This window comes from Methylosinus sp. C49 (assembly GCF_009936375.1).
GTDB lineage: Bacteria > Pseudomonadota > Alphaproteobacteria > Rhizobiales > Beijerinckiaceae > Methylosinus.
The window spans coordinates 318,175-342,558 of record NZ_AP022332.1 but is presented as its reverse complement, the minus strand read 5'-3'; the positions used below and the strand labels follow the sequence as shown (position 1 = coordinate 342,558).

Annotated in this window: 20 protein-coding genes and 1 tRNA gene; 8 read left to right on the top strand and 13 right to left on the bottom strand. The window is 66.9% G+C overall.

Annotated features, from left to right (window positions below; all coding sequences use genetic code 11):
- Nucleotides 1-241: 241 nt before the first annotated feature.
- Nucleotides 242-703 carry a hypothetical protein gene (locus tag GYH34_RS01650; RefSeq protein WP_161912077.1) on the top strand — a complete coding sequence of 154 codons (462 nt, stop codon included), beginning with the start codon at nt 242-244 and terminating at the stop codon, nt 701-703.
- 233 nt (nt 704-936) lie between these two features.
- Here GYH34_RS01650 and GYH34_RS01645 read toward each other — a convergent pair whose 3' ends face one another.
- The 3 genes from GYH34_RS01645 to GYH34_RS01635 form a co-directional block, all read right to left on the bottom strand.
- On the bottom strand, nt 937-1,716 hold the full coding sequence (locus GYH34_RS01645) for a metallophosphoesterase (protein WP_161912076.1): 780 nt from the start codon (nt 1,714-1,716) through the stop codon (nt 937-939).
- Complete coding sequence (locus GYH34_RS01640) at nt 1,713-3,209, bottom strand: site-specific integrase (protein WP_161912075.1); 1,497 nt, start codon at nt 3,207-3,209, stop codon at nt 1,713-1,715. Before GYH34_RS01640 ends, GYH34_RS01645 begins: the two co-directional genes overlap by 4 nt.
- A gap of 324 nt (nt 3,210-3,533) precedes the next feature.
- Nucleotides 3,534-3,623, bottom strand: a tRNA-Ser gene (locus GYH34_RS01635).
- Between the two features lie 221 nt (nt 3,624-3,844).
- Here GYH34_RS01635 and GYH34_RS01630 point away from each other — a divergent pair.
- Both GYH34_RS01630 and GYH34_RS01625 read left to right on the top strand, forming a co-directional pair.
- Nucleotides 3,845-5,248, top strand: a complete 1,404-nt coding sequence (locus GYH34_RS01630; RefSeq protein ID WP_161912074.1) for a M23 family metallopeptidase — start codon at nt 3,845-3,847, stop codon at nt 5,246-5,248.
- 80 nt (nt 5,249-5,328) lie between these two features.
- A complete protein-coding gene (locus GYH34_RS01625) occupies nt 5,329-7,143 on the top strand; it encodes an ABC-F family ATP-binding cassette domain-containing protein (protein ID WP_161912073.1) in 1,815 nt (604 codons plus the stop codon).
- Nucleotides 7,144-7,294: 151 nt separating this feature from the next.
- On the opposite strand, the gene ccrA is transcribed toward GYH34_RS01625, so the two are convergent.
- From ccrA to GYH34_RS01595, 6 genes are all read right to left on the bottom strand, one after another.
- Complete coding sequence (gene ccrA / locus GYH34_RS01620; protein ID WP_161912072.1) at nt 7,295-8,551, bottom strand: crotonyl-CoA carboxylase/reductase; 1,257 nt, start codon at nt 8,549-8,551, stop codon at nt 7,295-7,297.
- Between the two features lie 102 nt (nt 8,552-8,653).
- Nucleotides 8,654-8,731 carry a type II toxin-antitoxin system YoeB family toxin gene (locus GYH34_RS01615; RefSeq protein ID WP_161914837.1) on the bottom strand — a complete coding sequence of 26 codons (78 nt, stop codon included), beginning with the start codon at nt 8,729-8,731 and terminating at the stop codon, nt 8,654-8,656.
- 118 nt (nt 8,732-8,849) lie between these two features.
- Nucleotides 8,850-9,212, bottom strand: coding sequence for an endonuclease domain-containing protein (locus tag GYH34_RS01610; protein ID WP_161912071.1), 363 nt, complete (start codon nt 9,210-9,212; stop codon nt 8,850-8,852).
- 101 nt (nt 9,213-9,313) lie between these two features.
- The gene (gene lepA / locus GYH34_RS01605) at nt 9,314-11,119 is read right to left on the bottom strand and encodes a translation elongation factor 4 (protein ID WP_161912070.1); all 1,806 of its coding nucleotides are present in this window, start codon (nt 11,117-11,119) and stop codon (nt 9,314-9,316) included.
- A 159-nt stretch (nt 11,120-11,278) separates the two neighbouring features.
- Nucleotides 11,279-11,950, bottom strand: a complete 672-nt coding sequence (locus tag GYH34_RS01600) for a hypothetical protein (protein ID WP_161912069.1) — start codon at nt 11,948-11,950, stop codon at nt 11,279-11,281.
- A gap of 233 nt (nt 11,951-12,183) precedes the next feature.
- Nucleotides 12,184-12,516, bottom strand: coding sequence for a Rieske 2Fe-2S domain-containing protein (locus GYH34_RS01595; RefSeq protein ID WP_161912068.1), 333 nt, complete (start codon nt 12,514-12,516; stop codon nt 12,184-12,186).
- A gap of 124 nt (nt 12,517-12,640) precedes the next feature.
- Here GYH34_RS01595 and cutA point away from each other — a divergent pair, with 124 nt between their 5' ends.
- The 4 genes from cutA to GYH34_RS01575 all read left to right on the top strand — a co-directional run bounded on the left by cutA (nt 12,641) and on the right by GYH34_RS01575 (nt 20,482).
- Entirely contained in the window at nt 12,641-12,985 is a 345-nt protein-coding gene (cutA, locus tag GYH34_RS01590; protein ID WP_161912067.1) for a divalent-cation tolerance protein CutA, read from the top strand.
- Between the two features lie 120 nt (nt 12,986-13,105).
- Nucleotides 13,106-18,718: a hypothetical protein gene (locus tag GYH34_RS01585; RefSeq protein ID WP_161912066.1), complete on the top strand. Its 5,613-nt coding sequence runs from the start codon at nt 13,106-13,108 to the stop codon at nt 18,716-18,718.
- A 61-nt stretch (nt 18,719-18,779) separates the two neighbouring features.
- Nucleotides 18,780-19,988, top strand: a complete 1,209-nt coding sequence (locus tag GYH34_RS01580; protein WP_161912065.1) for a divergent polysaccharide deacetylase family protein — start codon at nt 18,780-18,782, stop codon at nt 19,986-19,988.
- A complete protein-coding gene (locus tag GYH34_RS01575) occupies nt 19,985-20,482 on the top strand; it encodes an RNA pyrophosphohydrolase (protein ID WP_161912064.1) in 498 nt (165 codons plus the stop codon). The genes GYH34_RS01580 and GYH34_RS01575 overlap by 4 nt, the downstream gene beginning before the upstream one ends.
- On the opposite strand, the gene lipB is transcribed toward GYH34_RS01575, so the two are convergent.
- From lipB to GYH34_RS01555, 4 genes are all read right to left on the bottom strand, one after another.
- Nucleotides 20,464-21,207 (bottom strand): lipoyl(octanoyl) transferase LipB, encoded by a 744-nt coding sequence (gene lipB / locus GYH34_RS01570; RefSeq protein ID WP_161912063.1) that lies wholly within the window; start codon nt 21,205-21,207, stop codon nt 20,464-20,466. The two genes, GYH34_RS01575 and lipB, sit on opposite strands and share 19 nt — an antisense overlap.
- A 67-nt stretch (nt 21,208-21,274) precedes the next feature.
- Nucleotides 21,275-21,547 (bottom strand): hypothetical protein, encoded by a 273-nt coding sequence (locus GYH34_RS01565; RefSeq protein WP_161912062.1) that lies wholly within the window; start codon nt 21,545-21,547, stop codon nt 21,275-21,277.
- 118 nt (nt 21,548-21,665) lie between these two features.
- Nucleotides 21,666-21,905: a hypothetical protein gene (locus GYH34_RS01560; protein WP_161912061.1), complete on the bottom strand. Its 240-nt coding sequence runs from the start codon at nt 21,903-21,905 to the stop codon at nt 21,666-21,668.
- A gap of 132 nt (nt 21,906-22,037) precedes the next feature.
- Nucleotides 22,038-22,247 (bottom strand): cold-shock protein, encoded by a 210-nt coding sequence (locus GYH34_RS01555; RefSeq protein WP_159728689.1) that lies wholly within the window; start codon nt 22,245-22,247, stop codon nt 22,038-22,040.
- A gap of 278 nt (nt 22,248-22,525) precedes the next feature.
- Between GYH34_RS01555 and GYH34_RS01550 the strand changes: the two genes are divergently transcribed.
- On the top strand, nt 22,526-24,283 hold the full coding sequence (locus GYH34_RS01550; RefSeq protein WP_161912060.1) for a glucan ABC transporter ATP-binding protein/ permease: 1,758 nt from the start codon (nt 22,526-22,528) through the stop codon (nt 24,281-24,283).
- The last annotated feature ends 101 nt before the right edge of the window (nt 24,284-24,384 follow it).

Sequence of the window (24,384 nt, the reverse complement as noted above, 5' to 3'; positions counted from 1 at the left end):
GTCAGGTTAAACGGATATCCTTCACGAAGCCATTGACCAAGGGTTAGATCGGCCATCAAACACAACGACCAGCGCCGAGAAACCGGGATGACCAAGTCGCGCAGGTCGAGATCGGAGGTCTTCTCGTACCGCGTGCAACTCCATTGGCCTCGGGGAGATCGCGGGATAGCAGGTTGTCGAATTAGCTCGACGTGAAGGCGCTGCGGTTTGGAGTTTTTCGGCCTTGTGGTAGACTCTGGACATGTTGGAAGATCTGGTTTCCAATGCGCTTGCCGATTTCCGAGAGGTGGCGCGCTTGGCGCAAGTCGACGCATCACTCGGACAAATCAACCCACAGATATTGCCCAAGCCACATAAGGCGAGGACGCTCCCTGTGGGGAATATGGCCATCTACGCATTTTTCCTCGAGGGGCGTGCGCTGAAGGTTGGAAAAGTTGGCCCGAACAGCGGGCCTCGGTTCACCTATCAGCATTATACGGGGGCCGCCCAAAGCACTTTACACAGGTCCATACTGGCTAATCGGGAAAAGGTCGGCGCAGTAGGCATCGACGCAGAGACCGCAGCGGACTGGATCAGGAACCACACAGATCGCATCGACCTTCTAATACCAGCGAGCTTCGGGTTGGCTTTTCTTTCGCTATTGGAAGCATTTCTTCAAGCCCGTTGGAAGCCGCTGTTCGAAGGCAAGCCGGACGGCGATTAGTCTAACGGATCGGATTCGGTACCGGCGCCGGCTTTCCGACGCGCCGCCTCATCGCTCGGCGGCGCGTTCGGGGCGGGGCGGGTGCTTGGCGACGGCCCGCCCCGCTTGGGACGGTTTCGGCCCAGATCTCCTTGTCCGCTGGCGCGATCCCGATGGCGTCGTCTAGGAGTTCAAGAAACGGCGCAGCGGCCTGTCCAGCTTGCGACTCACGTCGCATTTTCTTAGGCCACGTTTCACACCTCGACGACAAATCCCTCTCGAAAGTCGCCATTGTCGACCGCGCCGCCCCGCGTTCTCGGCCCGTTGCCCTTGGGGTTGCAGACCACGCGGGTCGCGCCGACGCGATAGTCCGACGACGCATGGCAATGGCCGTGGATCCATAGGCTCGGACGTCCCCGCTCGATCGTTTCCGAGAGGTCCGAGGCGAACGCCGCGCTCAGGACGCTGCCGGCGTATTTCGCATGGACGGAGCGCGGGTGCGGGGCGTGGTGCGTCACGACGACGGTCGGCCCCGCGAAGGGCGCCGCGAGCGACGCCTCGATGAAGGCGAGGTCGCCCTGGTGGCGTGCGAGGGCGTCGCCCGGAGAGAAGACCCCGTCGCCCGAGCGGATCAGCCGGTGGTCGTACATGCCGTCGGCGGCGACCTGCATGGCGCGCTTCGGGTCGCCGCCGAGGGCATAGTCGGTCCAAAGGATCGCGCCAACGAATCTTGCGCCGGCCACGACGGAGATCTCGCGATCGAGCAGCCGCACATTCGTGCCCTCGGCGGCGGCGCGCCCGTCCGTGATCGCGGCGTCGATGTCGCCGCTGAAGAGTTCATGGTTGCCGGGCACGTAGACGACGGGCCGCCCGGAAAGGGCCGGCGCCGCCGCGAGGATCTCGACGGCGACGCGCGGCGTCTCGGCGATGTCGCCGGCGAACACCGCGACGTCGAAAGGCGGCAGCTCGTCGGGCAACCGCCAATAGGGCCGGTTCTCGAGGTGCAGGTCCGAGAGGACCAGGATCGAGGTCACGAATCTTCCGTCTGCGCCTCCGCCGGCGCGCGCTCGGCCCGCCGCGGCGCGAGGCGGGTGAGAGCCTTCTTCGTCTTCGCGCGCTTCGCGGTTTCCATTCGCTTCTGGCTGGCGCGCTTGGCCGCCTCGGTCACGGGTCTCGGTCCGACGGGCGGAGCGACCGCGAAACGCGGCAGCATCTTGATGGCCGCCCACATCGGGTCGAGCGGCATGTCGCCGCCGTATTTCTCGCCCTCAGTGCGCGGCGCGTGACCCTCGATGGCGTCGCGGACCTCGGGATTCATGCCGACAATCCGGGCGACCCGGTTGAACCTGTGCCGCCAGGCGTGGTTCGGCTGGATGTCCTCGTCCTCGACGCCGATCACGCGAACCCACTCGGCTATTTTGTCCGCGACCTTGTGGTTTTGCGGGCGGGCCTCGTCGCCCTTGCGGCGCTTCGTCGGATCGACGAACAGCGGCCCCGCTCGCTTGCCTTCGACGAAGCGGTGGAAGCCCTGCTCGACGAGGTGAGGATGGACGGGGACGTCGCGGGCCTCGCCGGTCTTGATCCGCCGCCCTCCTTTCGGCGTCAGGCGCATGACGAACACGCGCTCATCCCCGATCGTCCGCCAGTAGAAATCCTCCCGGTGGAGCTGGGTGATCTCGTTCACGCGGGCGCCGCTGTAGGCCATGAGCCACGGAACCCAGCGCAGGGCATCCGCGAACTCCCGCCCGACGCGGGGATCGGGCTCGCGCAGCGTCTCGCTGAGGATCAGCGCGGCCTCGTCGTCGCTGAACGCCGGCGAGCGCGTCTTGCTCTTCTTCGGAACCCTGATCGTGATCGCTTCCGCCGGGTTTTTCTTCAGCTTGCCCTCGGTGACCGCCCAACCGTAGAAGCTCCGAACGGCGGCCAGATAGCCGTTCTTGATCGTGCCGGCGCCGATTCCCTCGGCGAGCAAGGCCTTCTTCCACGACTGGAGGTCGGCCTCCGTCACGCCCGAAAGGTCGGCCGCCCCCATGTGCTCGCCGAGCTTGACGAGCATGCGACGATAGCTGGGAACGGTGCCGGCGCCCCAGCCGGAAGCCGCGGCGCAGGCGTCGAAGTCGTTTTCGACGGTGAGCGGCTCCTTGGCGAGCGGCAGGGTCGGCTCGACCTCCTCCCATTTCGGGAATTCGTCCTCGATCTCGAGGATGCGCTTGCGCGGGTATTTCTTGTTGGCGTTGGCGAGAAGAATCTCGTTGGCGAACCCGCCCGCCCGGATCGCGGCTCGCGCGAGCGGGATCAGACCGGTGTCGGGAATGACGATGTCGCGGGCTTCCAGGAAGCGGCGGACCTCATTGAGATAGTCCGCCAGCAGCGCACCTGGACGCCTTTTGGGAATTTTCAGGAACTCGTCGCGTTTGATCTTCCGTTCCCATTTGTCGGGCGTCCCGGGATCGCCATCGTGCTGCGCGACGTACCAGCGATAGAATTCGCCCGCCAATCCTTGGATCTGCTTCTGCGTCAGCTCCACTCGCTGGGCGTCGACCGCGGCCTTGCGCTCGACGTAACGCTCATAGACGTCCCACTCCTCGGCGATCTCCGCAGCCTTGGCGACGAAGAGCCGCTTGGCCTCGGTCGGATCCTTCGTTCGAAGGCTGCGATAGAGGATGGTGCATTTGACGAAGGGGCGGAGCCGATTCGGCACGCGCTTGCGGAAATAGAATGTTCCCGACTCGGTTTGCCAAAGAGAGGTCATTCTGGGCGCCATTATATAGTACCGCTGTATAGAAGCGGACGGTGGCAATGCCCTGAATTCTAAGCAACTCTCTGTTAAAGTGCAGTTAAAGCCAGAGATTGGCGGAGAGGGAGGGATTTGAACCCCCGATACGGTTGCCCGTATGCCGCATTTCGAGTGCGGTGCTTTCAACCACTCAGCCACCTCTCCAGGGGCGAAAGCGGGGACTTGCCCCGCTCGCGGCGAAGCGCCCAATAGCACGCGTTCGCCTCGGCGATCAAGGCTCGAAACGCGATCCTTTCGCCCAGCCTCGCTCGAGGCTCCCGCGGCAGATTTGCCGATCGTTAACCTTAATGAGGTGTAACAGGCCGCCGGCCTCCCTTTCGCGCGCTCGCGGCTCGCGCGCAGGGGCGGCCCTCTGGAACATGCGCATGCCGAAAGCCAACGATCACAGACCGCGACAAAAGCGGCTTCCCTTCGTCGTCGAATTCACGCTCGCCGCGCGCCGTCGGCGGCTGGAGGTTTCTCCTCCGACGCTCGTCGTGGCGGGCCTCGCGCTCATCGGAGCAGGGCTGCTCGCGCCTTGCGCGGCCGCCTATCTCGCTTTTCGCGACGACATGCTCGCGGAGCTGGTCGATCGCCAGACGCAGATGCGCTACGCCTATGAGGATCGGCTGGCCGCCATGCGGCTGCGGCTCGATCAGGCGACGAGCCGGCAGTTCCTCGCTCAGGGCGATGTCGAGAGCAAGGTGCAGACGCTGGTCGCCCGCCAGGCCAAGCTGGAGACGCGGGCGGCGCTGGTGGCGCGGCTCGTCGAAGGCGTCGCCTCCAAGGATGCGGCTCCCGCGGGCATGACCGCGCAGAGGCGCGCGCCTTCGGTCGCCGCGCCCGCAGCAGGATTGCCTTCCGGCGTCAGCGCTTATGCGCCGGCGCCAGAGGAGCGGCCGGAGCCTTTTGCCGGCTTCGACAAGCCGCAGCCGGAGGGTCTCGAGCTGCGGCTGCGACGCGAGGAGGACGCGCCCGCCAAATCTACGGCCGAGCGTCGCGGCGCCTCGGCGGAGCTCGCGCCGCAGAGCGAATCACCACGCCTCGCCGCCGACGCCGGCCTGCCGATGCAGTCGCGCCTCGAGCATTTGGAGGCCTCGCTCGATCAGGCCGAGCGCGAGCAGACCCAGCGGCTCGGCCGGCTGGTCGAGCCGATTCGGGCGGCGACCGCCAAGCTGCGGCGCGCTTTCGATGTCGCCGGCCTGCCGATCGAGCGCTTTCTTCACAGGGGCCGCGCGTCCAAGGCGCAGGCCGAGAGCTTCGCCGGCGGGCCTTTCGTGCCGGCCGAGCGCAGCGATCTCTTCGAGCGCGAGCTCGGCGCCGCCGAGACCGCCGCCGCCACGCTCGAGGGGCTGCGCAGCGCGCTGCCCAGCGTGCCGCTGCGCAAGCCGCTCGCCGGAGCGCCCGAGACCACTTCCGGCTTCGGCTATCGCACCGATCCTTTCTTCGGACGCGCTGCGCTGCATACAGGCGTCGATCTGCGCGATGATTACGGCTCGCCCGTGCGCGCCACGGCGGGCGGCGTCGTCGTCAACGCCGGGCCGAGCGGCGGCTATGGGCAGATGGTCGAGATCGACCATGGCTCCGGCCTCGCCACGCGCTATGCGCATCTCTCGGCCATTTCCGTTTCCGTCGGCCAGGAGGTGGCTCCGGGCGAGACGGTCGGGCGGCTCGGCTCCACGGGCCGCTCCACCGGGCCGCATCTGCACTATGAGGTGCGGGTGGACGGCGAGCCGGTCGACCCCTCGCGCTTCCTGCGCGCGGCCTCGACATTGGCGGAGAGCCATTGAGCCGGGCTGGCGTTATGGGGCGAGTGCGATAAAAGACGCGGGGCCGGCCTCGTCCCGCCGGCGCGGACATATCGGACCCCATGGCCCCGCCACCTCTATTGACGCTCCAGAATGTCGGGCTGACGCTCGGCGGCAAGCCGCTTTTCGAATCGGCCGATCTTTCCGTCTCGCCCGGCGAGCGGCTGTGCCTCGTCGGCCGCAATGGCTCGGGCAAATCGACCCTGCTGCGAATCGCCGCCGGCGAGGTGGAGGCCGATTCGGGAACGCGCTTCCTGCAGCCGGGCGCGAGCCTGCGCTATCTGCCGCAGGAGCCCGATCTCTCCAAATTCGCGACGACGCTGGATTATGTGGTCGACGGCCTCGGCCCGACCGACGATCCCTATATCGCCAAGGCGCTGCTGCTCGAGCTCGGCCTCACGGGCGAGGAGAATACGCGCAGCCTCTCCGGCGGCGAGGGCCGCCGCGCCGCGCTCGCCCGCATCCTCGCGCCGGAGCCGGACGTGCTGCTGCTGGACGAGCCCACCAACCATCTCGATCTGCCGGCGATTCTCTGGCTCGAGGAGCGGCTCGCCGGCCTGCGCTCGGCGATGGTGATCATCAGCCATGATCGCCGCTTCCTGCAGGATTTGACGCGCTCGACGGTCTGGCTCGATCGCGGGCGGACGCGATATTTGTCGCGCGGCTTCAAGGATTTCGAGGCCTGGCGCGACCGCGAGTTCGAGGAAGAGGAAAAGCAGCAGCACAAGATCGACCGCAAGATCGTCGCAGAAGAGCATTGGCTGCAGCATGGCGTCACCGGTCGCCGCAAGCGCAATCAGAAGCGCCTCTCCGATCTTCACGAGATGCGCGCGCGGCGGCGCCGGCATGTCGGGCCGACGGGCGACATAAAGCTCGAGGTCGCCGAGGCGCAGACCTCCGGCGCGCTGGTGGTCGAGGCGCGGGGAATTTCCAAGGCCTTCGGCGAGAGGACCATCGTCGATAATTTTTCGACGCGGGTGATGCGCGGCGATCGGCTGGGCATTGTCGGCGCCAATGGCGCGGGCAAGACGACGCTCATCAAAATGCTGACGGGGACGTTGGCGCCCGACGGCGGCCATGTACGGCTCGGCGCTTCCGTCGAGATGGCGACGCTGGATCAGAGCCGCGCCAGCCTCGATCCGCAGACGACATTGAAGGACGCGCTGACCGGCGGCGGCTCGGACTTCGTCGAGATCAACGGCCAGCGCAAGCATGTCATCGGCTATATGAAGGACTTCCTGTTCGGAACCGAGCAGGCGCGCACGCCGATCGGCCGGCTCTCCGGTGGCGAGCGCGGGCGCCTGCTGCTGGCCCGCGCGCTGGCGCTGCCCTCAAATCTTCTGGTGCTGGACGAGCCCACCAACGACCTCGATCTCGAGACGCTCGATCTCCTGGAGGAGATGCTCGCCGATTATCCCGGCACGCTGATCGTCGTCAGCCATGATCGCGATTTTCTCGATCGCGTCGCCACTTCCGTGCTGATGTCGGAGGGGAATGGCCGGTGGATCGAATATGCCGGCGGCTATTCCGACATGGTGACGCAGCGCGGCGAGGGCGTGCAGGCGCGCAGCGCCGCCGCCGCCCCGCGCGAGGAGAAGGCGAAAGCGGCGAGCGCGCCGAGGCCGAAATCCGCCGCCAAGCCGCGCCTCTCCTTCGCCGAGCAGCATGCGCTGACGACGCTGCCGGCGAAAATGGAGGAATTGCGCGGCAAGAGAGAGAAGCTGCAGAAGTTCCTCGACGATCCCGGCCTCTATGCGCGCGATCCGGCGAAATTCGCCGAAGCCGGCAGGCTCCTCGCGAAAGTTGAGGAAGAGCTCGCCGCCGCTGAGGAGAGCTGGCTGGAGCTGGAGATCAAGCGGGAGGAGATCGGCGGGTGAGGCGGCTCGGCGACGCGCTATCGGAGCCCGCCCCTATCGGCTCTCGCTGAGGCAAACGCAGCGGAACGAGAGCCGATAGCGCCTATTCGACGAGAGAATCGCCGCGGTTCAGATCGGACCGGAGCGATTCTCTTTGTTAATCGCCTGCGCGTCACTTCTTGCCGGACGCCGCGACCACATCCTCGAGCGAGCGCAGGCCGGTGGTCGGGGCGTTGACCAGCACGGCCATATTGCCGGGGGCGTGCTCGTTCTTCCACATCTTCGTGTGCGCATGCGGGATCTTCGCCCAGGGGAAGACTTCCGACAGGCAGGGATCGACGCGACGGTCCACGACGAAGCGATTGGCCGCGGCCGCCTGCTTCAGATGCGCGAAATGCGAACCCTGAATGCGCTTCTGGCGCATCCACACATAGCGGGCGTCGAAGGTGAGGTTGAAGCCGGTCGTGCCGGCGCAGAACACCACCATGCCGCCGCGCTTCACCACCATGCAGGAGAGTGGGAAGGTCTGCTCGCCCGGATGCTCGAAGACGATGTCGACGTCCTTCTTGCCGGTGATGTCCCAGATCGCCTTGCCGAAATTGCGGGCGGCCTTGGACCAGTCGTTGAACTCCGGCGTGTTGACCGTCGGCAGCTGGCCCCAGCAGCCCTTGAAGTCCTTGCGGTTGATGACGCCCTTGGCGCCGAGCGAGAGCACATAGTCGCGCTTGCTCTCGTCCGAGATCACGCCGATGGCGTTGGCGCCGGCCGCCGCGCAGAGCTGCACGCCGAACACGCCGAGACCGCCCGAGGCGCCCCAGATGAGGACATTGTCGCTGGGCTTCAGCCGGTGCGGCTCATGGCCGAACAGCATGCGATAGGCGGTGGCCAGCGTCAGCGTGTAGGAGGCGGACTCTTCCCAAGTGAGGTGCTTGGGGCGCTCCATGAGCTGGCGGTCCTGCACGCGGCAGAACTGCGCGAAGGAGCCGTCCGGCGTCTCATAGCCCCAAATGCGCTGCGAGGCGGAGAACATCGGGTCGCCGCCGTTGCACTCCTCGTCGTCGCCATCGTCCTGGTTGCAGTGGACGACCACCTCGTCGCCGACCTTCCAGCGCTTCACCTTGGAGCCGACTGCCCAGACGATGCCAGCGGCGTCGGAGCCAGCGATGTGATAGGGGAGCTTATGGACGTCGAGCACGGAGATCGGCTGGCCGAGCGCGGCCCAGACGCCATTGTAATTGACGCCCGCCGCCATCACCAGAACGAGCACGTCATGGCTGTCGAGCTCCCAGGTGGGAACCACCTCGAGCTGCATCGACTCCTCGGGCGGTCCGTGCCGCTCCTTGCGGACGACCCAGGCGTGCATCTTGGCGGGAACATGGCCGAGCGGCGGAATCTCGCCGATGTCGTAGAGGTCTTTCAGTTCGGTCAACGTCTGGCTCCTCGGGGAACTCTTATCGGGCCGGCGGCGGGGCCGAGGGCGCCATTGATATACGGCCGGCTTTCGCCTGAACAGAGGGATATTCGGCCGGGATTAGTAATGACGCCGACACTGGGCGATCGACAAGCTCTCGCCCTCGACGCGATAGACGAACCTATGCTCGAGCGTGATGCGCCTGGAGCGCTAGCCGCGCGGAGGCTCCGACCTGGATTCCCGCCCGGCCGAACATCGGGCGCGGCCAGCCCCTCTCCCCGCCTGCGGGGAGAGGCTGGGTGAGGGGCTCGGGCGATCAGGCAGGCGCTTCGTCGAGCGCGCGGAGAATTGCATCCGCGACCGCTTCCGCATTCTCATAGACGGCCTGGTTCGTGAAGCGGATGATGCGATAGCCTTGTGCGCTCAGGAAGGCGGTGCGTCGCGCATCGTCGGCGATCTCTTCCGCGCTCGAATGCGTTTCGCCGTCGATCTCGACGATCAGCCTTCGCTCACGACAAATGAAATCCGCGATGAAAGGGCCGATGGGCTCCTGCCGAATGAATTTGAAGCCCCCGAGGCTCCTGTTTCGCAGACGGCTCCAAACGATCTTTTCCGCGGAGGTCGCCTCCCGCCGAAGCCGGCGCGCGCGACGAGTCTCGATCAGCCGCAGTCCACGCACGGAATGCCTCCGCTAATCGCCGAGCCCCTCACCCGGCCTCTCCCCGCGAGCGGGGAGAGGGGACGGCTCGGCGCCGCCTTCTGGCCCCCGCCTCGCGGAGATCAATCCTCCATCTTCAGCGCGGCGATGAACGCCTCCTGCGGAATCTCCACGCGGCCGAACTGGCGCATCTTCTTTTTGCCTTCCTTCTGCTTCTCGAGGAGCTTGCGCTTGCGCGTGGCGTCGCCGCCATAGCACTTCGCGGTCACATCCTTGCGGAAGGCGCGCACCGTCTCGCGGGCGATGATCTTGCCGCCGATCGCCGCCTGAATCGGCACTTGGAACATATGCGGCGGGATCAGCTCCTTGAGCTTCTCGCACATTTGCCGCCCGCGCGAATCGGCGCGCGTGCGATGCACCAGCATGGAGAGCGCGTCCACCGGCTCGGCGTTCACCAATATGCTCATCTTCACGAGATCGCCGACGCGATAATCGGTGATGTGATAGTCGAAGCTGGCGTAGCCCTTGGAGATCGACTTCAAGCGATCGTAGAAGTCGAACACCACTTCGTTGAGCGGCAGGTCGTAGACCGCCATGGCGCGCTTGCCGACGTAATTGAGATCGACCTGCACGCCGCGCCGATCCTGGCAGAGCTTCAGCACAGCGCCGAGATAATCGTCCGGCGTCATGATGGTGGCGCGGATCCAGGGCTCGAGAATCTCGTCGATCTTCACCACATCCGGCATGTCGGCCGGATTGTGCAGCTCGATCTCCTCGCCATTGGTCAGCTTGATCTTATAGACGACCGAAGGCGCCGTCGCGATGAGATCGAGATCGAACTCGCGGCGCAGACGCTCCTGAATGATCTCGAGATGCAGCAGCCCCAAGAAGCCGCACCGGAAGCCGAAGCCGAGCGCCGCGGAGGTCTCCATCTCGTAAGAAAAGCTCGCATCATTGAGGCGCAGCTTGCCGATGGCGGCGCGCAAATCCTCGAAATCGGCGGCGTCCACCGGAAAGAGGCCGCAGAACACCACCGGCTGCGCCGGCTTGAAGCCCGGCAGCGGCTCAGCGCATTGCTTTTTGTCTTCGGTGATGGTGTCGCCGACGCGCGTGTCGGCGACCTGCTTGATCTGCGCGGTGATGAAGCCGACCTCGCCCGGGCCGAGCGAGGCGACGTCCAGCATCTTCGGCTTGAACACGCCGATCTTGTCGATCTCATAGTGGGCGTTTGTGCCCATCATCAGAATCTTCTGACCCTTGCGCATGCGCCCGTCGATGACGCGCACCAGCACGACCACGCCGAGATAGGCGTCGTACCAAGAATCGACCAGCATCGCCTTGAGCGGCGCCTCATCATCGCCCTGCGGCGGCGGCAGGCGGGTGACGATCGCCTCCAGCACATCGGGAATGCCGATGCCGGTCTTGGCGGAAATCAGTACGGCGTCGGAAGCGTCGAGGCCGATGACGTCCTCGATCTGCTCTTTGATGCGGTCGGGCTCGGCCGCCGGCAGATCGATCTTGTTCAGAACGGGCACGATCTCGTGACCGGCGTCGAGCGCCTGATAGACATTGGCGAGCGTCTGCGCCTCGACGCCCTGGCTGGCGTCGACGACGAGCAGCGAGCCTTCGCAGGCCTTCAGCGAGCGCGAGACCTCATAGGCGAAATCGACATGGCCGGGCGTGTCCATGAGGTTCAGGACGTAATCCTTGCCGTCCTTGGCCTTATAGTCGAGGCGCACGGTCTGCGCCTTGATGGTGATGCCGCGCTCGCGCTCGATATCCATGGAATCGAGCACCTGCTCGACCATATCGCGCGCGGCGACGGTCCCCGTCGCCTGGATCAGCCGGTCGGCGAGCGTCGACTTGCCGTGGTCGATATGCGCGACGATGGAGAAATTGCGGATATTGTCGATTTTGCGCGTCGTCATGGCGGCGGGGATAGCAGCGCCGGGGGGCGAAGGGAAGCGGATTTGACAGGAGCGGCCGCGCTCTGCTCCGCCGCGCCGGAAACCGCAGGAGCGGCCCGACGCAAAAAGGCGCGCGCCACGAGGGCGCGCGCCTTTTGAGGATATCTTTCGTCCGAGCGCTCAGCTCTGCTTCAAGCGCGTCTCGATCTCGCTCTTCGCCTTGGCGTAGAGTTCCAGCGCGCGGGGCTTGGCCCATTGATAGGCCTCGACCAGGCGCGGCGCGAGCCAGCGCAGGAAATCGGCGGTCAGCCGGCCGGCCGTGGCCACGCCCTCGACGATACGGTCGAACCAGGGCAGCGCCGCATGGCCCTCCGGGATTTTGGAGCGCGTCCAGGCGACGGCGAGCTTCAGCTTCTCCTGCGCATAATCGGCGAGCACGACGAGCGGATCGGGCGAGCCAGCGGCGGTGAGCCGGTCCTTCAAATGGGCGATCTCCGCGCCCGCCTGCGCGGCGAGCACGGCGGCTTTCTCCTTGGCTCCATGGGCGGCGGAGAGCTCGGCGCGCAAAGCGTCCAGCTCGGCGCTCAGCCGATCGCGATGCGCGATGACGCCCTCATGCTCGGCGATGGCGGCGGCGACGGCCTTCGCCTTCTCTTCCACCGCCGCGGAGAGCTCGGCGCGGGCGGCCTCCAGCTCCTTCGCCAAGGCGCTCGCCTTGGTGATGAGCTCGATCTTGTCCCTGGCGTGACGATCGCGCTCGGCTGTCACCGCCTCGAGCTGCGCATCCAGGCTCACGGCTTCGACGCCGTTCGACGCCTCCTCGGCGACGGGGGGCTGTTCGGACAGGTTCATCTCCTACCTCTCTTCGTGGCCTAGAGACGCATCCGGCGCGAAACATAGAGAATTTTGCCGATTCGGCAAAAGCCGAATCTGCTTTCCCGCGTCTGCGCCCGCTCACGGCCGATCTCGTCGATCTGTCCGCGCCGAACCGCACCTAGGGTTCGGCGCAATGAGATCAACCGCTTGTGAAACTCACCTCGCTCGCTCCCGCATACGAGGCCGATCGAGGTCCTGCCGCCGCGCGCTCAGCGCTCGGCGAAGAGGGGGCTGACGCCCTCCGTATCTATATAGACGACGCCGTCCTCGATCTTGACCGGATATTCGGCGAGCCGGCTTTCCTGGGGATGGATCGGATCGCCGGTGCGCATGTCCCACGTCCAATTATGGAGCGGGCAGGTCAGCACCTCGCCGTCGAAATCGGCCGTGTCCAGCGGCGCATTGGTGTGTGGGCACACGCCTTGGAAGGCCTTGATCTCTCCGCCGAAGGCGAAGGCCAGGATGATGAAATGGGAATCTGCGATGACGAGACGCATTTCCCCTTCGAAAACAGTGTCCTCCTTGCAGACCCTGGTGAACATGTCCTTAGCTTCTCCGAATGCCCGCCGCGGCGCCGCGGCCGCCTGCGCGAGGCCCAGCAAGAAAAGCGCCGAGCCGCGCGGCGGCGCGTTGATTTCGCCCGAAGGCGCCCCCATAGTCCCGCCCGTGAGCGGAAACGAGCCGAAATTCTGCGTCGTCCAGACGACGATCGACACAGAAGCGGGGGCCGAGCGCCTCGCCCGCGCCCTGCTCGCCGCCAAGCTCGCCGCCTGCGTTCAGATTTTCCCCATCCGCAGCTTTTACGTGTGGGAGGGCGAGACGCGCGCCGACGCCGAATTTCTGGTGCAGTCAAAAGCCCGCGCGCAGGATTATGACGCGCTCGCCGCCGCCATTCGCGCCGGGCATCCTTACGATATCCCGGAGATCATCCGCCTCGATATCGCCGCCGGCGATCCCGCCTATCTCGACTGGGCGGCGCGCGCCACGGCGCGGGACGACGACGCCGGCTGAGCGAGCGCTGGCGCCCCAGTTTCACGCAAGGCTCAGCGGGCAAGGATCGTCGCGCCGGCCGCCGCCGCGCCGCCGCGCGTCCGTTGGTTTTCGAAAAGCGCGCGCGGAGCAGGGCCTGTCATGACGTCGATCTACTCGTCGCTCACGACCGTGCAGATCGCGCGTCTCACGACGACCATCATGAGCGAGCTCGGAACCTCCGACATAGAGGGGTTCGCCACGACGCAGATCGCCGTGCTGACCTCGACGCAGCTCAATTCTCTGCAGACGAGCACTCTGCAGGCGCTGGTGACGACGCAGGTCGCCTCGCTGTCGCGCATGGCGATCGCCGGGCTCGATCTGTCGCAATTCCAGGCCCTCGCCGAGAGCGACTTCGACTCCTTCGCGACCACGCAGCTCTCCGCGCTCACCAAGACGGAGCTGAATGCGCTCGATGCGACGGAGATCGACAGTCTCGACACGACGCGGCTGCAGGCGCTGACCGCCGCGCAGATCGCCAGCCTCTCGACGACGGAGCTCGCCAATCTCTCGACGACGCAGATTTCGAGCCTCAGCTCGACGCAAGTGCGTAGCCTCACCGCGACGCAGCTCGACGCGCTGAGCCTCGATCAGATCGTCGCGCTGCAGGTGACGAGTCTGACCGCCGCGCAGGTGCGCTCGCTGAATGCGACGGATGTCGATAATCTCTCCACGACGCAGCTCTCCTCTCTCTCCTCGACGCAGGTCGGCTCGCTGACGACGACGGTCTTCGACAGCCTCTCGCAGACAGCGATAGAGACGCTGACGACGACGCAGCTCGCCGGTCTCGCGGCGACGCAGATCGCGGCGCTGACAACCACCGATCTTTCCGAATTCACCACGACTCAGCTCGCCGCGCTGACCACGACGCAGACGCGCGCCTTCACGACGACGCTGCTCTCGGCCATGACATCGACCGAGATTCAGGCGCTGTCGATCGCGAATTTCTCCAATGCGCAGCTCGCCGGCCTCGGCGCCGCCGCTTTCGAGAATCTCTCCGACACCCAATTTTCGGCGCTGGCTCCGACGCAGATCGCCGCGCTTTCCACGACGACGCTCAACGGCCTCACGGCGACGCGTCTCGGCGCGCTCGCCACGACGCAATTTTCCGGCCTCTCCGCCGCGCAGATCGCCGGCCTCTCCGACACGACGCTCGCCGAGCTGACGACGACCCGGCTCGCCGATCTCACCACGACGCAGACGCGCGGGCTGACTGCGACTCAGCTCGCCCATCTCTCGACGACCGCGCTACAATCGCTCGACGTCGACGAGCTCTCGGCCGCGCAATTTTCTGCAATGAGCGCGACGACTTTCGGCGGTCTCTCGGAGGCGCAATTCTCCGGCCTCTCGTCGACACAGATTCGCGCGCTCGCCACGACCCTGCTCAACGCTCTCTCGACGACTCTCCTCGCGAGCCTGACGACGACGCAGGTCGATTGGCTCGGCGCCGCGCAGATCGCCGGCCTCACCACGACGCAGCTCGGCAATCTGACGACGACGCAGCTGTCGGCGCTGGTGACGACGCAGGCGCGCAGCTTGACGACGACGCAGCTCCTCTCTTTGACGACGACCGCCGTCGAGGCGCTCCCCATCGCCAATCTCACCGCCGCGCAGATCGGCGCTCTCGTTTCCAGCAGCGATGGCGGATTGAGCGTCACGCAGATCGGCGCGCTCGCCGCGACGCAAATGTCGGCGCTCTCGACGACATTCCTCAATCAGCTGACCACGACGGCGCTGCAGAGCCTCACCACGACGCAAGCCGCGGCGCTCACCTCGGCGCAGATCGGCGGACTTTCGGCCGACGCCATCGACAGGCTGACGATGACGCAGCTCGCCGCGCTCACCTCGACGCAGGCGCGCGGGCTGACGACGACGCAGCTCGGCGATATGACGACGGCGCAAATTCAATCGCTGACCATATCGCAGCTGTCCGCGGCGCAGATCGCCGGCCTCGGCTCCGCCGCCTTCGGCAATCTCTCCACGAGTCAGCTCTCCAATCTCACTTCGGCGCAGATCGCCGCGCTGACGACGACGCAGCTCGACGCCTTCAGCGCGGATCAGATCGCCGGCTTCACCACGACGCAGCTCGCCGGCCTCACCGCGACCGAGGTGAATTCGCTCGAGACGACGCAGCTCGCCGCGCTGAACGCGACGCAGATCGCCGCAATGCCGACGCGCGCCTTCGCCGGCCTCGCCGACACGCAGGTCGCGGCGTTGACGACGACGCAGCTCGCCGCTTTCGCCACGACGCAGATCGCCGCGCTCACCTCGACCGCCGCCGCGGGGCTGACCAGCGCGCAGATCGCTTCGCTCGCCACGACGCAAATTTCCGCGCTGACGGCCGCGCAGACGCGCGCTCTCGCCGATTGGCAGATCGCGGCGCTGAGCACGACGCAGTTCGGCGCCTTGACGACGACAGAGGCCGCAGCTCTCACCTCGACGCAGCTCGCCGCGCTCTCCCTGACGCAGATCGACACGCTGACGACGACGCAGGTGGGGGCGCTTTCGGCCGTGTCGATCGGCGGATTCTGGCAGAGCCAGATCGCCGAGCTGTCGACGACGCAGGTTTCGGCGCTCACCTCGACGCAGGTCAAGGCGCTCGCCGACACTCAGGTCGGCGCGCTCTCCGCCGAGCAGCTCGGCGCGCTCACCTCGACGCAAGTCGCCGCTCTCTCGACGAGCGGTTTCGGCGCGCTCACCTCCACCGCCGTCGCCGCTCTCACCACGACGCAGATCGGCGCGATCGGCGCGCTGCTGACGGCTGCGCTGTCGGATGCGCAGATCGCGGCGCTGAGCGCGACGCAGATCGCCGCTCTCTCGGCCGCGGCCGTGTCCGGCCTCGGCGCGGCGCAGATCGCCGCCATGACGACGACGCAGCTCACGACGCTCGCCACGACGCAGATCGCCGCGTTGGCGACGACCGCCGTGGCCTCGCTGTCGACGGCCGATGTCGCCATGCTGACGACGACGCAGGTCGCAGCGCTCACCTCGACGCAGATGCGCGCCATGTCGGATGCGCAGATTTCCGCTTTCTCCATCACGCAGCTCGCCGCATTGCAGAAGGCGCAGCTCGCCGCGCTATCGACGACCGGCGTCGGCGGATTGTCGACCAGCGACATTTCCGCTCTCACCACCACGCAGCTCGGCGCGCTGACCACGGCGCAGATGAGCGCGCTCGTCGACACGCAGCTCGCGGCTCTCACCGCGACGCAGATCGCCGCGCTGGCCGCGACGCAGATCGCCGGCCTTTCGGCGGACGCTGTCGCCAGCCTGTCCTCCAGCGTCGTCTCCGCGCTCGCCACCACGCAGCTGCGCGGCTTCACCGCGCGTCAGCTCGGCGCGTTGACGCTCGGCCAGCTGAACGCGCTCACCACGACGCAGCTCGCCGCCATGACGACGACCGAGCTCGCCGGCCTCACCGACATTCAGGCGGCGGCGCTGACGACGACGCAGCTCGGCGCGTTCGCCGGCACGCAGATCGCCGCGCTCACCACCACCGCCGTCGCCGCGCTGACCACCACCGAGGTCGCCGCGCTCAGCACGACGCAGATCGGCGCCCTCACATCGACGCAGGCCGGCGCGCTCTCCGCGACGCAGATCGCCGCCTTCGGCCTCGATCAGCTTGCACGGCTGACCTCGACGCAGCTCTCCGGCCTGTCGACCGCGACGATCGCCGGCCTGACGCTCGCCGAGCTGCAGGCGCTGACGACGACGCAGCTGCGCGGCCTCACCGCGGCGCTGATCGGCGCGCTGACGACCAGCGAGATCGCCGCGCTGGCGACGACGCAGATCGCCGCTCTGACGACGCAAGAGCTGCAAGGCCTGACGCAGACGCAAGGCGCGGCGCTCGCCGCGACGCAATTCGACGCGCTCGCCGCCACCCAGATCGCGGCGCTCTCCACTTCGGCGATCAGCGGGCTGACGACGACGCAGGTGCAGGCGCTGAACGCGACGCAATTCGGCGCGCTGGCGGCGACGCAAATTTCCGCGCTGAGCAGCGCGCAGCTCGGAGCGCTGACGACGACGCAAGTGGGCGCGCTCACCGCGACGCAGGCGCGCGGGCTGACCTCCACCGAAGTCTCGCAGCTCGACGCGACGCGGATCGGCGCGCTCTCGACCACGGCGATCAAATATCTGACCACCACGGCGATCGGCGGCCTCACCGCCACACAGATCGGCCTGCTGACGACCGCGCAGCTCGCCAGCGTCGCCTCGACGCAGATCGCCGCTCTGTCCAGCACCGCCATCGCCGGACTCAGCAGCGACGAGATCGGCGCGCTGACGACGACGCAGTTCCGCAGCTTCTCCTCCACGGGCGTGGCGGCGCTGACAACGACGCAGGTGCAGGCGCTCACCACGGCGCAGATCGGCCTGTTGACCAGCACGCAGATCGGCGGCCTCGCCGCGACGCAAGTGGCGGCGCTCACCGCGACGCAGCTCGGCCTGCTGGCCGCTTCACAGATCGCCGCGCTGGCGACGACGGGCGCCGGCGGATTGACGCAGACGCAGGTCGGCGCGCTCACCGCGACGCAATTCTCCGCGCTGACCGCCGCGCAGATCGCCGCTCTGTCGACGAGCGCCGTCGGCGGGCTGACGACGACCGAGCTCGGCGCGCTCACCACGACGCAATTGCAGAGCTTCACCTCCACCGAGATCGGCGCGCTCTCGACGACGCAACTCGCCACGCTCACCACGTCGCAGCTGAAGACTCTCACCGCGCAGGAAATCTACGGATTGACCTCGGCGCAGGTCGCCGCGCTCGGCACGGAACGGCTCACGGCTTTGAGCGCGGCGCAAATCTCCTATCTCTCGACGACCGGCGTCGCCGGCCTCAGCGAGACGCAGATCGCCGCCCTCGCCGACACGCAATCGGCCGCGCTCTCGGCGGATCAGATCGGCGCTCTCTCGCCCACCGCCGTCGCCGGGCTCAGCACCACGGAAATCGCCTCGCTGACCTCCACGCAATTCGCCAGCCTCTCGGCCTCGGCGATCGGGGCGCTGACGCCGGCGCAATTCGCGAGCCTCACCTCGACGCTGATCGCTCGGCTCTCTCCGACCGAGCTCGGCGGCCTCACCGCGACGCAGGCGGCCTCGCTCACCACGACGCAGCTCTCCGCATTGAGCGAAACGCAGATCGGCGCCGTCTCCTCGGACGGAATCTCCGGCCTCTCGGCGACGCAGATCGCCGATCTGACGACGACGCAATTCTCCGGCTTCCAATCCACGCAATTCGCGGCGCTGACGACGGCGCAGATGCAGGCGGTGACGACGACGGAGATCGCGGCGCTGACCAACGCCCAGCTCGGCGGCCTGCTGCGCCCGCAATTGCGCGCGCTGACGACGACGCAGGTCGGCGCGCTCACCACATCGCAGATTTCCGCGCTGGCGACGACGCAGGTCGTCAATCTCACCACCACCGAGATCGGCGCGCTCTCGTCCACGCAATTCAATGCGCTGACCTCGACGCAGATCGGCGCGCTCACCACGCAGCAGCTCGCCAATCTCGACGGCGCGGTCATCGCCTCCTTCAACGCGCTCCAGCTCACCGGCCTCACCACGACGCAGGTGGCCGCGCTGACCACATCCGCCATAGCGGCGTTGACGACGACGGAGCTGCTGGCGCTCAACGGCAATCAGATCGCCGCCTTCACCACGACGCAGATCGCCGGCATGACGACGCAGCAGCAGGCGGCGCTGGCGCTGGCGGTCTCGTGATTTCACAATGATGGCGAGCGCCGCGATTCGCGGCGCCGCAAAAGGGAGCCGTCCGCGGGCCATGACCGACGAATTGAACGAGCCTTTGGGCTTGAACGAGCCGCTGGAGCCTCGTCCGGCGCGCCCGCGCGGCCGGCTGATGAAAAGCGTCGTCGCCGCATTGCTGCTCTGCGGAGCCGGCGGCGCCGCGCTGCTGCTTTCGCTGCGCGATCCGCAGGCCGGTCAGCCCGTCGCCGTCGCGCGCATCGAAATGGTCGAGCCGCCGCCGCCCACGCCGGCGAACGCTCCAATGGAGCGCGCATCGGTCACGGATGCGGACAACCGCGCCGATGAGATCGCCGACATAGAGAAGCGCTCCGGCGTCAAGGTCACGCGCATCGGCGGCGCAGAGGCGCCCGGCGCGCTCATCATAAGGCTCGACGAGCAGCACACGGCGCTCGCGCCGGCGCCGGACAAGCGCCTGGTGGAGAAAGGCCGCGGCGGCCCGCTGCCCAAGATCGGCGCCGATGGCGCGAAGCCGATGGAAGTCTACGCGCGCCCTGCGACGATCAGCGCGCGTCTGCCCGCCGGCGCGCCGCGCGTCGCGCTCGTCGTCGGCGGCGTCGGGCTCAATGCGCAGCTCACGGCCAGCGCCATCGACGAATTGCCCGGCGCCGTCACGCTGGCGCTCGCGCCCTATGGCGCCGATCCCGAGAGCGTCGCCGCCAAGGCGCGCGACCGCGGCCATGAGATCTTGCTGCAGGCGCCGATGGAGCCCTATGATTATCCGCGCGAAAATCCCGGGCCGCATACGCTGCTGACGACGCGCGGCGCCGAGCTCGAGGATCTGCACTGGCTGATGAGCCGCTTTTCCGGCTATATCGGCGTGGTGAATTATCTCGGCGCGCAATTCACCGCCGACGAGACCGCGCTGACGCCGACGCTCACCGACATAGCCGGGCGCGGGCTGCTCTTTCTCGACGACGGCACCTCGCCGCGCTCGCTCGTCTCCTCTCTCGCGCCGCGTCTCGCCTTGACGGCGGCGCGGGCGGATGTGGCGATCGACGCCGGCGCCTCGGGCGAAGCGCTGGAGAAGGCGCTGACGCAGATCGAGGCGCTCGCGCGCCGCAATGGTCAGGCGATCGTCGCCGCCGGCGCGCTGCCGCAGACGATGACGCGCCTCACACGTTTCGCGCGTGAGCTCGAGCGCAAGGGAATTGCGCTCGTTCCGCTGAGCGCGCTGATGTCGCGCGTCGAGGACAAAGAGGCGAGAGCCGGAAAGTGGAAATGAGCGAGCTGCCCTACAGACCCTGCGTCGGCGTGATGCTGATCAACGCCAAAGGCCTCGTCTTTCTCGGCCGGCGCCTCTCCAAGCGCGCCGATCCGCAGGTGATCGAGCATGAATGGCAAATGCCGCAAGGCGGCATAGACGAGGGCGAGGAGCCGCTCGCCGCCGCGCTGCGCGAATTGCACGAGGAGACCAATGTGACCAGCGTCTCCGTGCTCGCCGAGGCGCAGGATTGGTACAGCTACGATCTGCCGCCGGAGGCCGCCAAGCGCTGGAAAGGCAAATATCGCGGCCAGACGCAGAAATGGTTCGCTTTCCGCTTCGAGGGCGAGGAAGCGGAGATCGACATAGAGCGTCCCGGCGGCGGCCAGCACGAGCCCGAATTCGACGCCTGGCGCTGGGAGCGCGCGGCGCTATTGCCGGGACTGATCGTGCCCTTCAAGCGCGACGTCTATGAGCGCGTGGTGCGCGATTTCGCTCATCTCTCGGGAGACTGAGGCGCCGTCGTCGGGCCGAATATCGGCTCGAAGGCGCAGCGCAACGCCGTGTCCACCGCGGCCATGTCGGAGACCTTGCCGAGATCGGCGAGGCTGGTCACGCCGAGATGCGATTGGCGCACGCCGCAAGGCGCTATGCCGGAAAAATGCGTGAGGTCAGGCGCGACGTTCAGCGCCAATCCATGGAAGGTGGTCCAGCGCCGCACGCGCACGCCGATCGCGGCGATCTTGTCCTCCGCCGGCTCGCCGAAAAGGCCCGCGGGCTTGTCCGGCCGGCGCGTCCATACGCCGACGCGATCCTCCCGCCGCTCGCCGGCGACGCCGAGCGAAGCGAGCGTCTCGATGAGCCAGGCCTCGAGCCCGGCCACATAGGCGCGCAGATCGCGCTTTCGCCGCGTGAGGTCCAGCATCACATAGGCGACGCGCTGTCCCGGCCCGTGATAGGTGAACTGCCCGCCCCGCCCCGTGCGATGCACGGGAAAGCGCGCATCGAGCAGATCGGCCTCCTTGGCCGAGGTCCCGGCCGTGTAGACGGGCGGATGCTCGAGCAGAAGGACACGCTCGGGAGCGGCGCCGTCGGCGATGCGCTCGACCAGCGATTCCATCTCGGCGACGGCGGCCTCGTAAGCCACGAGGCCGGGAGCCACGACCCATTCCACCGGCGGCGAGCCGGGCCGGGGGAGCAGCGAAAGGGCGCAATCGTCGCGTAGCAATGGAGCGGTCATGAGAGGGAATGTATCGCGTTGCGCCGTGGCGCTCCAGCGGCGCGCGCGTCACGCTATCTGAACGATTCTATTTTTTTGCCGTATCGATCCGTCGCGGCAGAGGAAATTCCGCGCTTTCATACAGACTGCGGATCGCCGCGCCCGTATAGGTCGCCTCGGCCACCTCGAGCGAGCAGGTTCCGAGCAAAGCGGCGGGCATATCCTCGACGGCGTAGCGAATCGCCTCCGCGGCCTGGGCGAAACGCCGGAATTCGACGGAGTTCTGATAAGGCCGCGACCGCTTGGCGAGCGTCTTGGACGAGAAAAGGCCGGCTTCCATGCCGTAATCGAATGCGCTCATCGCTCTTCTCCTTGTCGTCCGCGCCTTTTTTAGCGCGAAAATCGATCACGACGCGGCCGCGCGGCCTGTGTGGACGAGACGACGCGAGCGACGCGCACAATCCTCCGAAGCTCAGAAATTACCAGGCGAATTCCATTCCCGCTTCCGTCACGACGCGTTCGAGACCGTCCCGGTCTCCTTTGATGACATATTGGAATCCGGCGCCGCTGTCGGGCAGCAGGCGCATGATTCGGAATGTCTCTTTTTCCGTTCGCGCGCCGAGGCGATGATAGATTTGCGCGCCGAGACGAAACTTATGCGTCGGCGCTTCCTTGCGACGCCGCTGATGGCGGGAGAGCTCATTCGAATGCGCGCTCATAATGTCGGCCCTTTCGGATGCAGCGCGACGCGCCGATCCGCGAAGGAACGACGCGCCTCCACCGGGGAGAAGGCCCCACGCTCGCCGCCGGTACATCCGCGGTCGGCGCGCAGGGCCTGATCGCTCGAGAGGTCAGTCGACCTTCAGCTGATCCGCCGATGATTTGCCGCTGCGCCGGTCGACGACGATCTCATAGGAGAGCTTCTGGCCCTCGGCGAGGCCGTGAAGGCCCGCGCGCTCGACAGCGCTGATATGAACGAAGACGTCGGCGCCGCCGGCCTCCGGCTGAATGAAGCCGAAGCCCTTTTGCGCATTGAACCATTTCACGATTCCGGTCTGCATGACTTGTCCTTTCGAAGAACAGGGGGATTGCGGCGCTCGCGACATGCGACGCCTCGCTTGATCGATGTTCTGGAGAGGAAGTCATAGTGCCTGGGGCGCCGTTGGGCGCGAAGCAGGAGTCGACCGGCCGAAAACTCGATAGAACGTATGTGGGGCATTCGGGCGCATAATACAAGCGTGGCCGGCGAGAATTCGCGAAGCTCTCGCCTCGCGCGAGCTTGCGCTCCCCGGCCCGCCCGCTATAGACCGCGCCATCGCCTCTCCCATTTAGTTGTCTCATGTCCGTGCTCGCCGTCTATCTCCGCGTCCTCGCGCAGCTGAAGCCGCAGAAACGTCTCGCGGCGATCCTCGTCGCGGCCAATCTCACCGTGGCCATCGCGCAATTCGCCGAGCCAATGCTGTTCGGCCGCGTCATCGACGTGCTGACGCGCGCGCAGGCGGCGGGCGTCAAGCTCGCCTGGGGCGATCTTTTGCCGTTGCTCGTGGCCTGGGCCGGCTTCGGCCTCTTCTCCATCGCCGCGTCTGTGCTGGTCGCGCTGCATGCCGATCGGCTCGCGCATAGAAGCCGGCTCGCGGTCATGGCCGCTTATTTCGAGCATGTGCTCGATCTGCCGTCGAGCTTTCACGCCGGCGCACATTCCGGCCGGCTGCTGAAGGTGATGCTGGAGGGCGCCTCGGGAATGGCGGGGCTGTGGCTCTCCTTCTTCCGCGAGAATTGCGCCTCCTTCGTCGCGCTCTTCGTGCTGCTGCCGGCGACGCTCTTCGTCAATTGGCGGCTCGCTCTGCCGCTCATCGTGCTCGTCATCGTCTTCGGCGCGCTCACCTCTTTCGTCCTGCGCCGCACCGAGCAATTGCAGAGCAAGGTGGAGCGTCATCATTCCTCGCTCGCCGAGCACGCGTCCGACGCGCTCGGCAATGTCGCCGTGGTGCAGAGCTTCACGCGCGTGCAGAGCGAGACCAATGCGCTGCGGCGGATCATCGACGAATTGCTCGCCGCGCAAATTCCGGTGCTCTCCTGGTGGGCGCTGGCCGCAGTGGCGAGCCGCGCCTCGGCGACGCTCACTCTGCTCGTCATCTTTCTGCTCGGCGCCTGGCTGCATTTGCAGGGCCTCGCCTCCATCGGCGAGATCGTCGCCTTCATGAGCTTCGCGACCATGCTCATCGGCCGCCTCGAGCAAATGGTCGGCTTCCTCAACGTGCTGTTTCTGCTCGCGCCCAAGATCGCCGAATTCTTCTCCATTCTCGACACGCGCCCGACGGTCGCCGATCGCGAGGATGCGCGCGACATGGGCCGGCTCGAAGGCGCCGTCGCTTTCGAGAATGTGAGCTTTTCTTATGGCGGCGAGCGTCTCGCGCTGCGCGACGTCTCCTTCTCGGCGCGGCCGGGCGAGACCATTGCGCTGGTCGGCGCGACAGGCTCGGGCAAATCGACGACGCTCGGCCTCTTGCATCGCGTCTTCGATCCCGCGCAGGGCCGGGTGACGATCGACGGAATCGACATTCGCGACATGACGCTGACCTCGCTCCGCCGCAACATTGGCGTCGTGTTTCAGGAGCCCATGCTGTTCGCCCGCTCGATCGAGGAGAATCTGCGCGTCGGCAAGCCGGATGCGAACGAAGAAGAGATCGCCCGCGCGGTGGAGCTGGCGCAGGCGCGCGATCTGGTGGCGCGCCAGAGCGAGGGGCTTTCGACGCTGGTTGGCGAGCGCGGCCGCACATTGTCGGGCGGCGAGCGTCAGCGGCTCTCCATCGCCCGCGCGCTGCTGAAGGACCCGCCGATCATGATCTTCGACGAGGCGACCAGCGCGCTGGACGCGACCACAGAGCGTCAGTTGCAAAAGGCGCTGGAGGCGGCGACGGCGGGCCGCACCACTTTCATCATCGCCCATCGCCTGGCGACGGTGCGCCATGCGGATCGCATATTGGTTCTGGATCGCGGCGCGATCGTCGAGAGCGGGACCTTCGACGGACTGGTGGCCAAAGGCGGGCTGTTCGCCGAGCTCGCCAAGGCGCAATTCATCGCCGCGGGGGCGTGAGCTTCAGAAGGCGGGGGCATGAAGCTTCCCTCGCCCTTCGAGATGCGGCCCCGCGTCCACCCATCAGGATGAAGCTCCGCCCGTCGCTCGTGGCGAGGTTC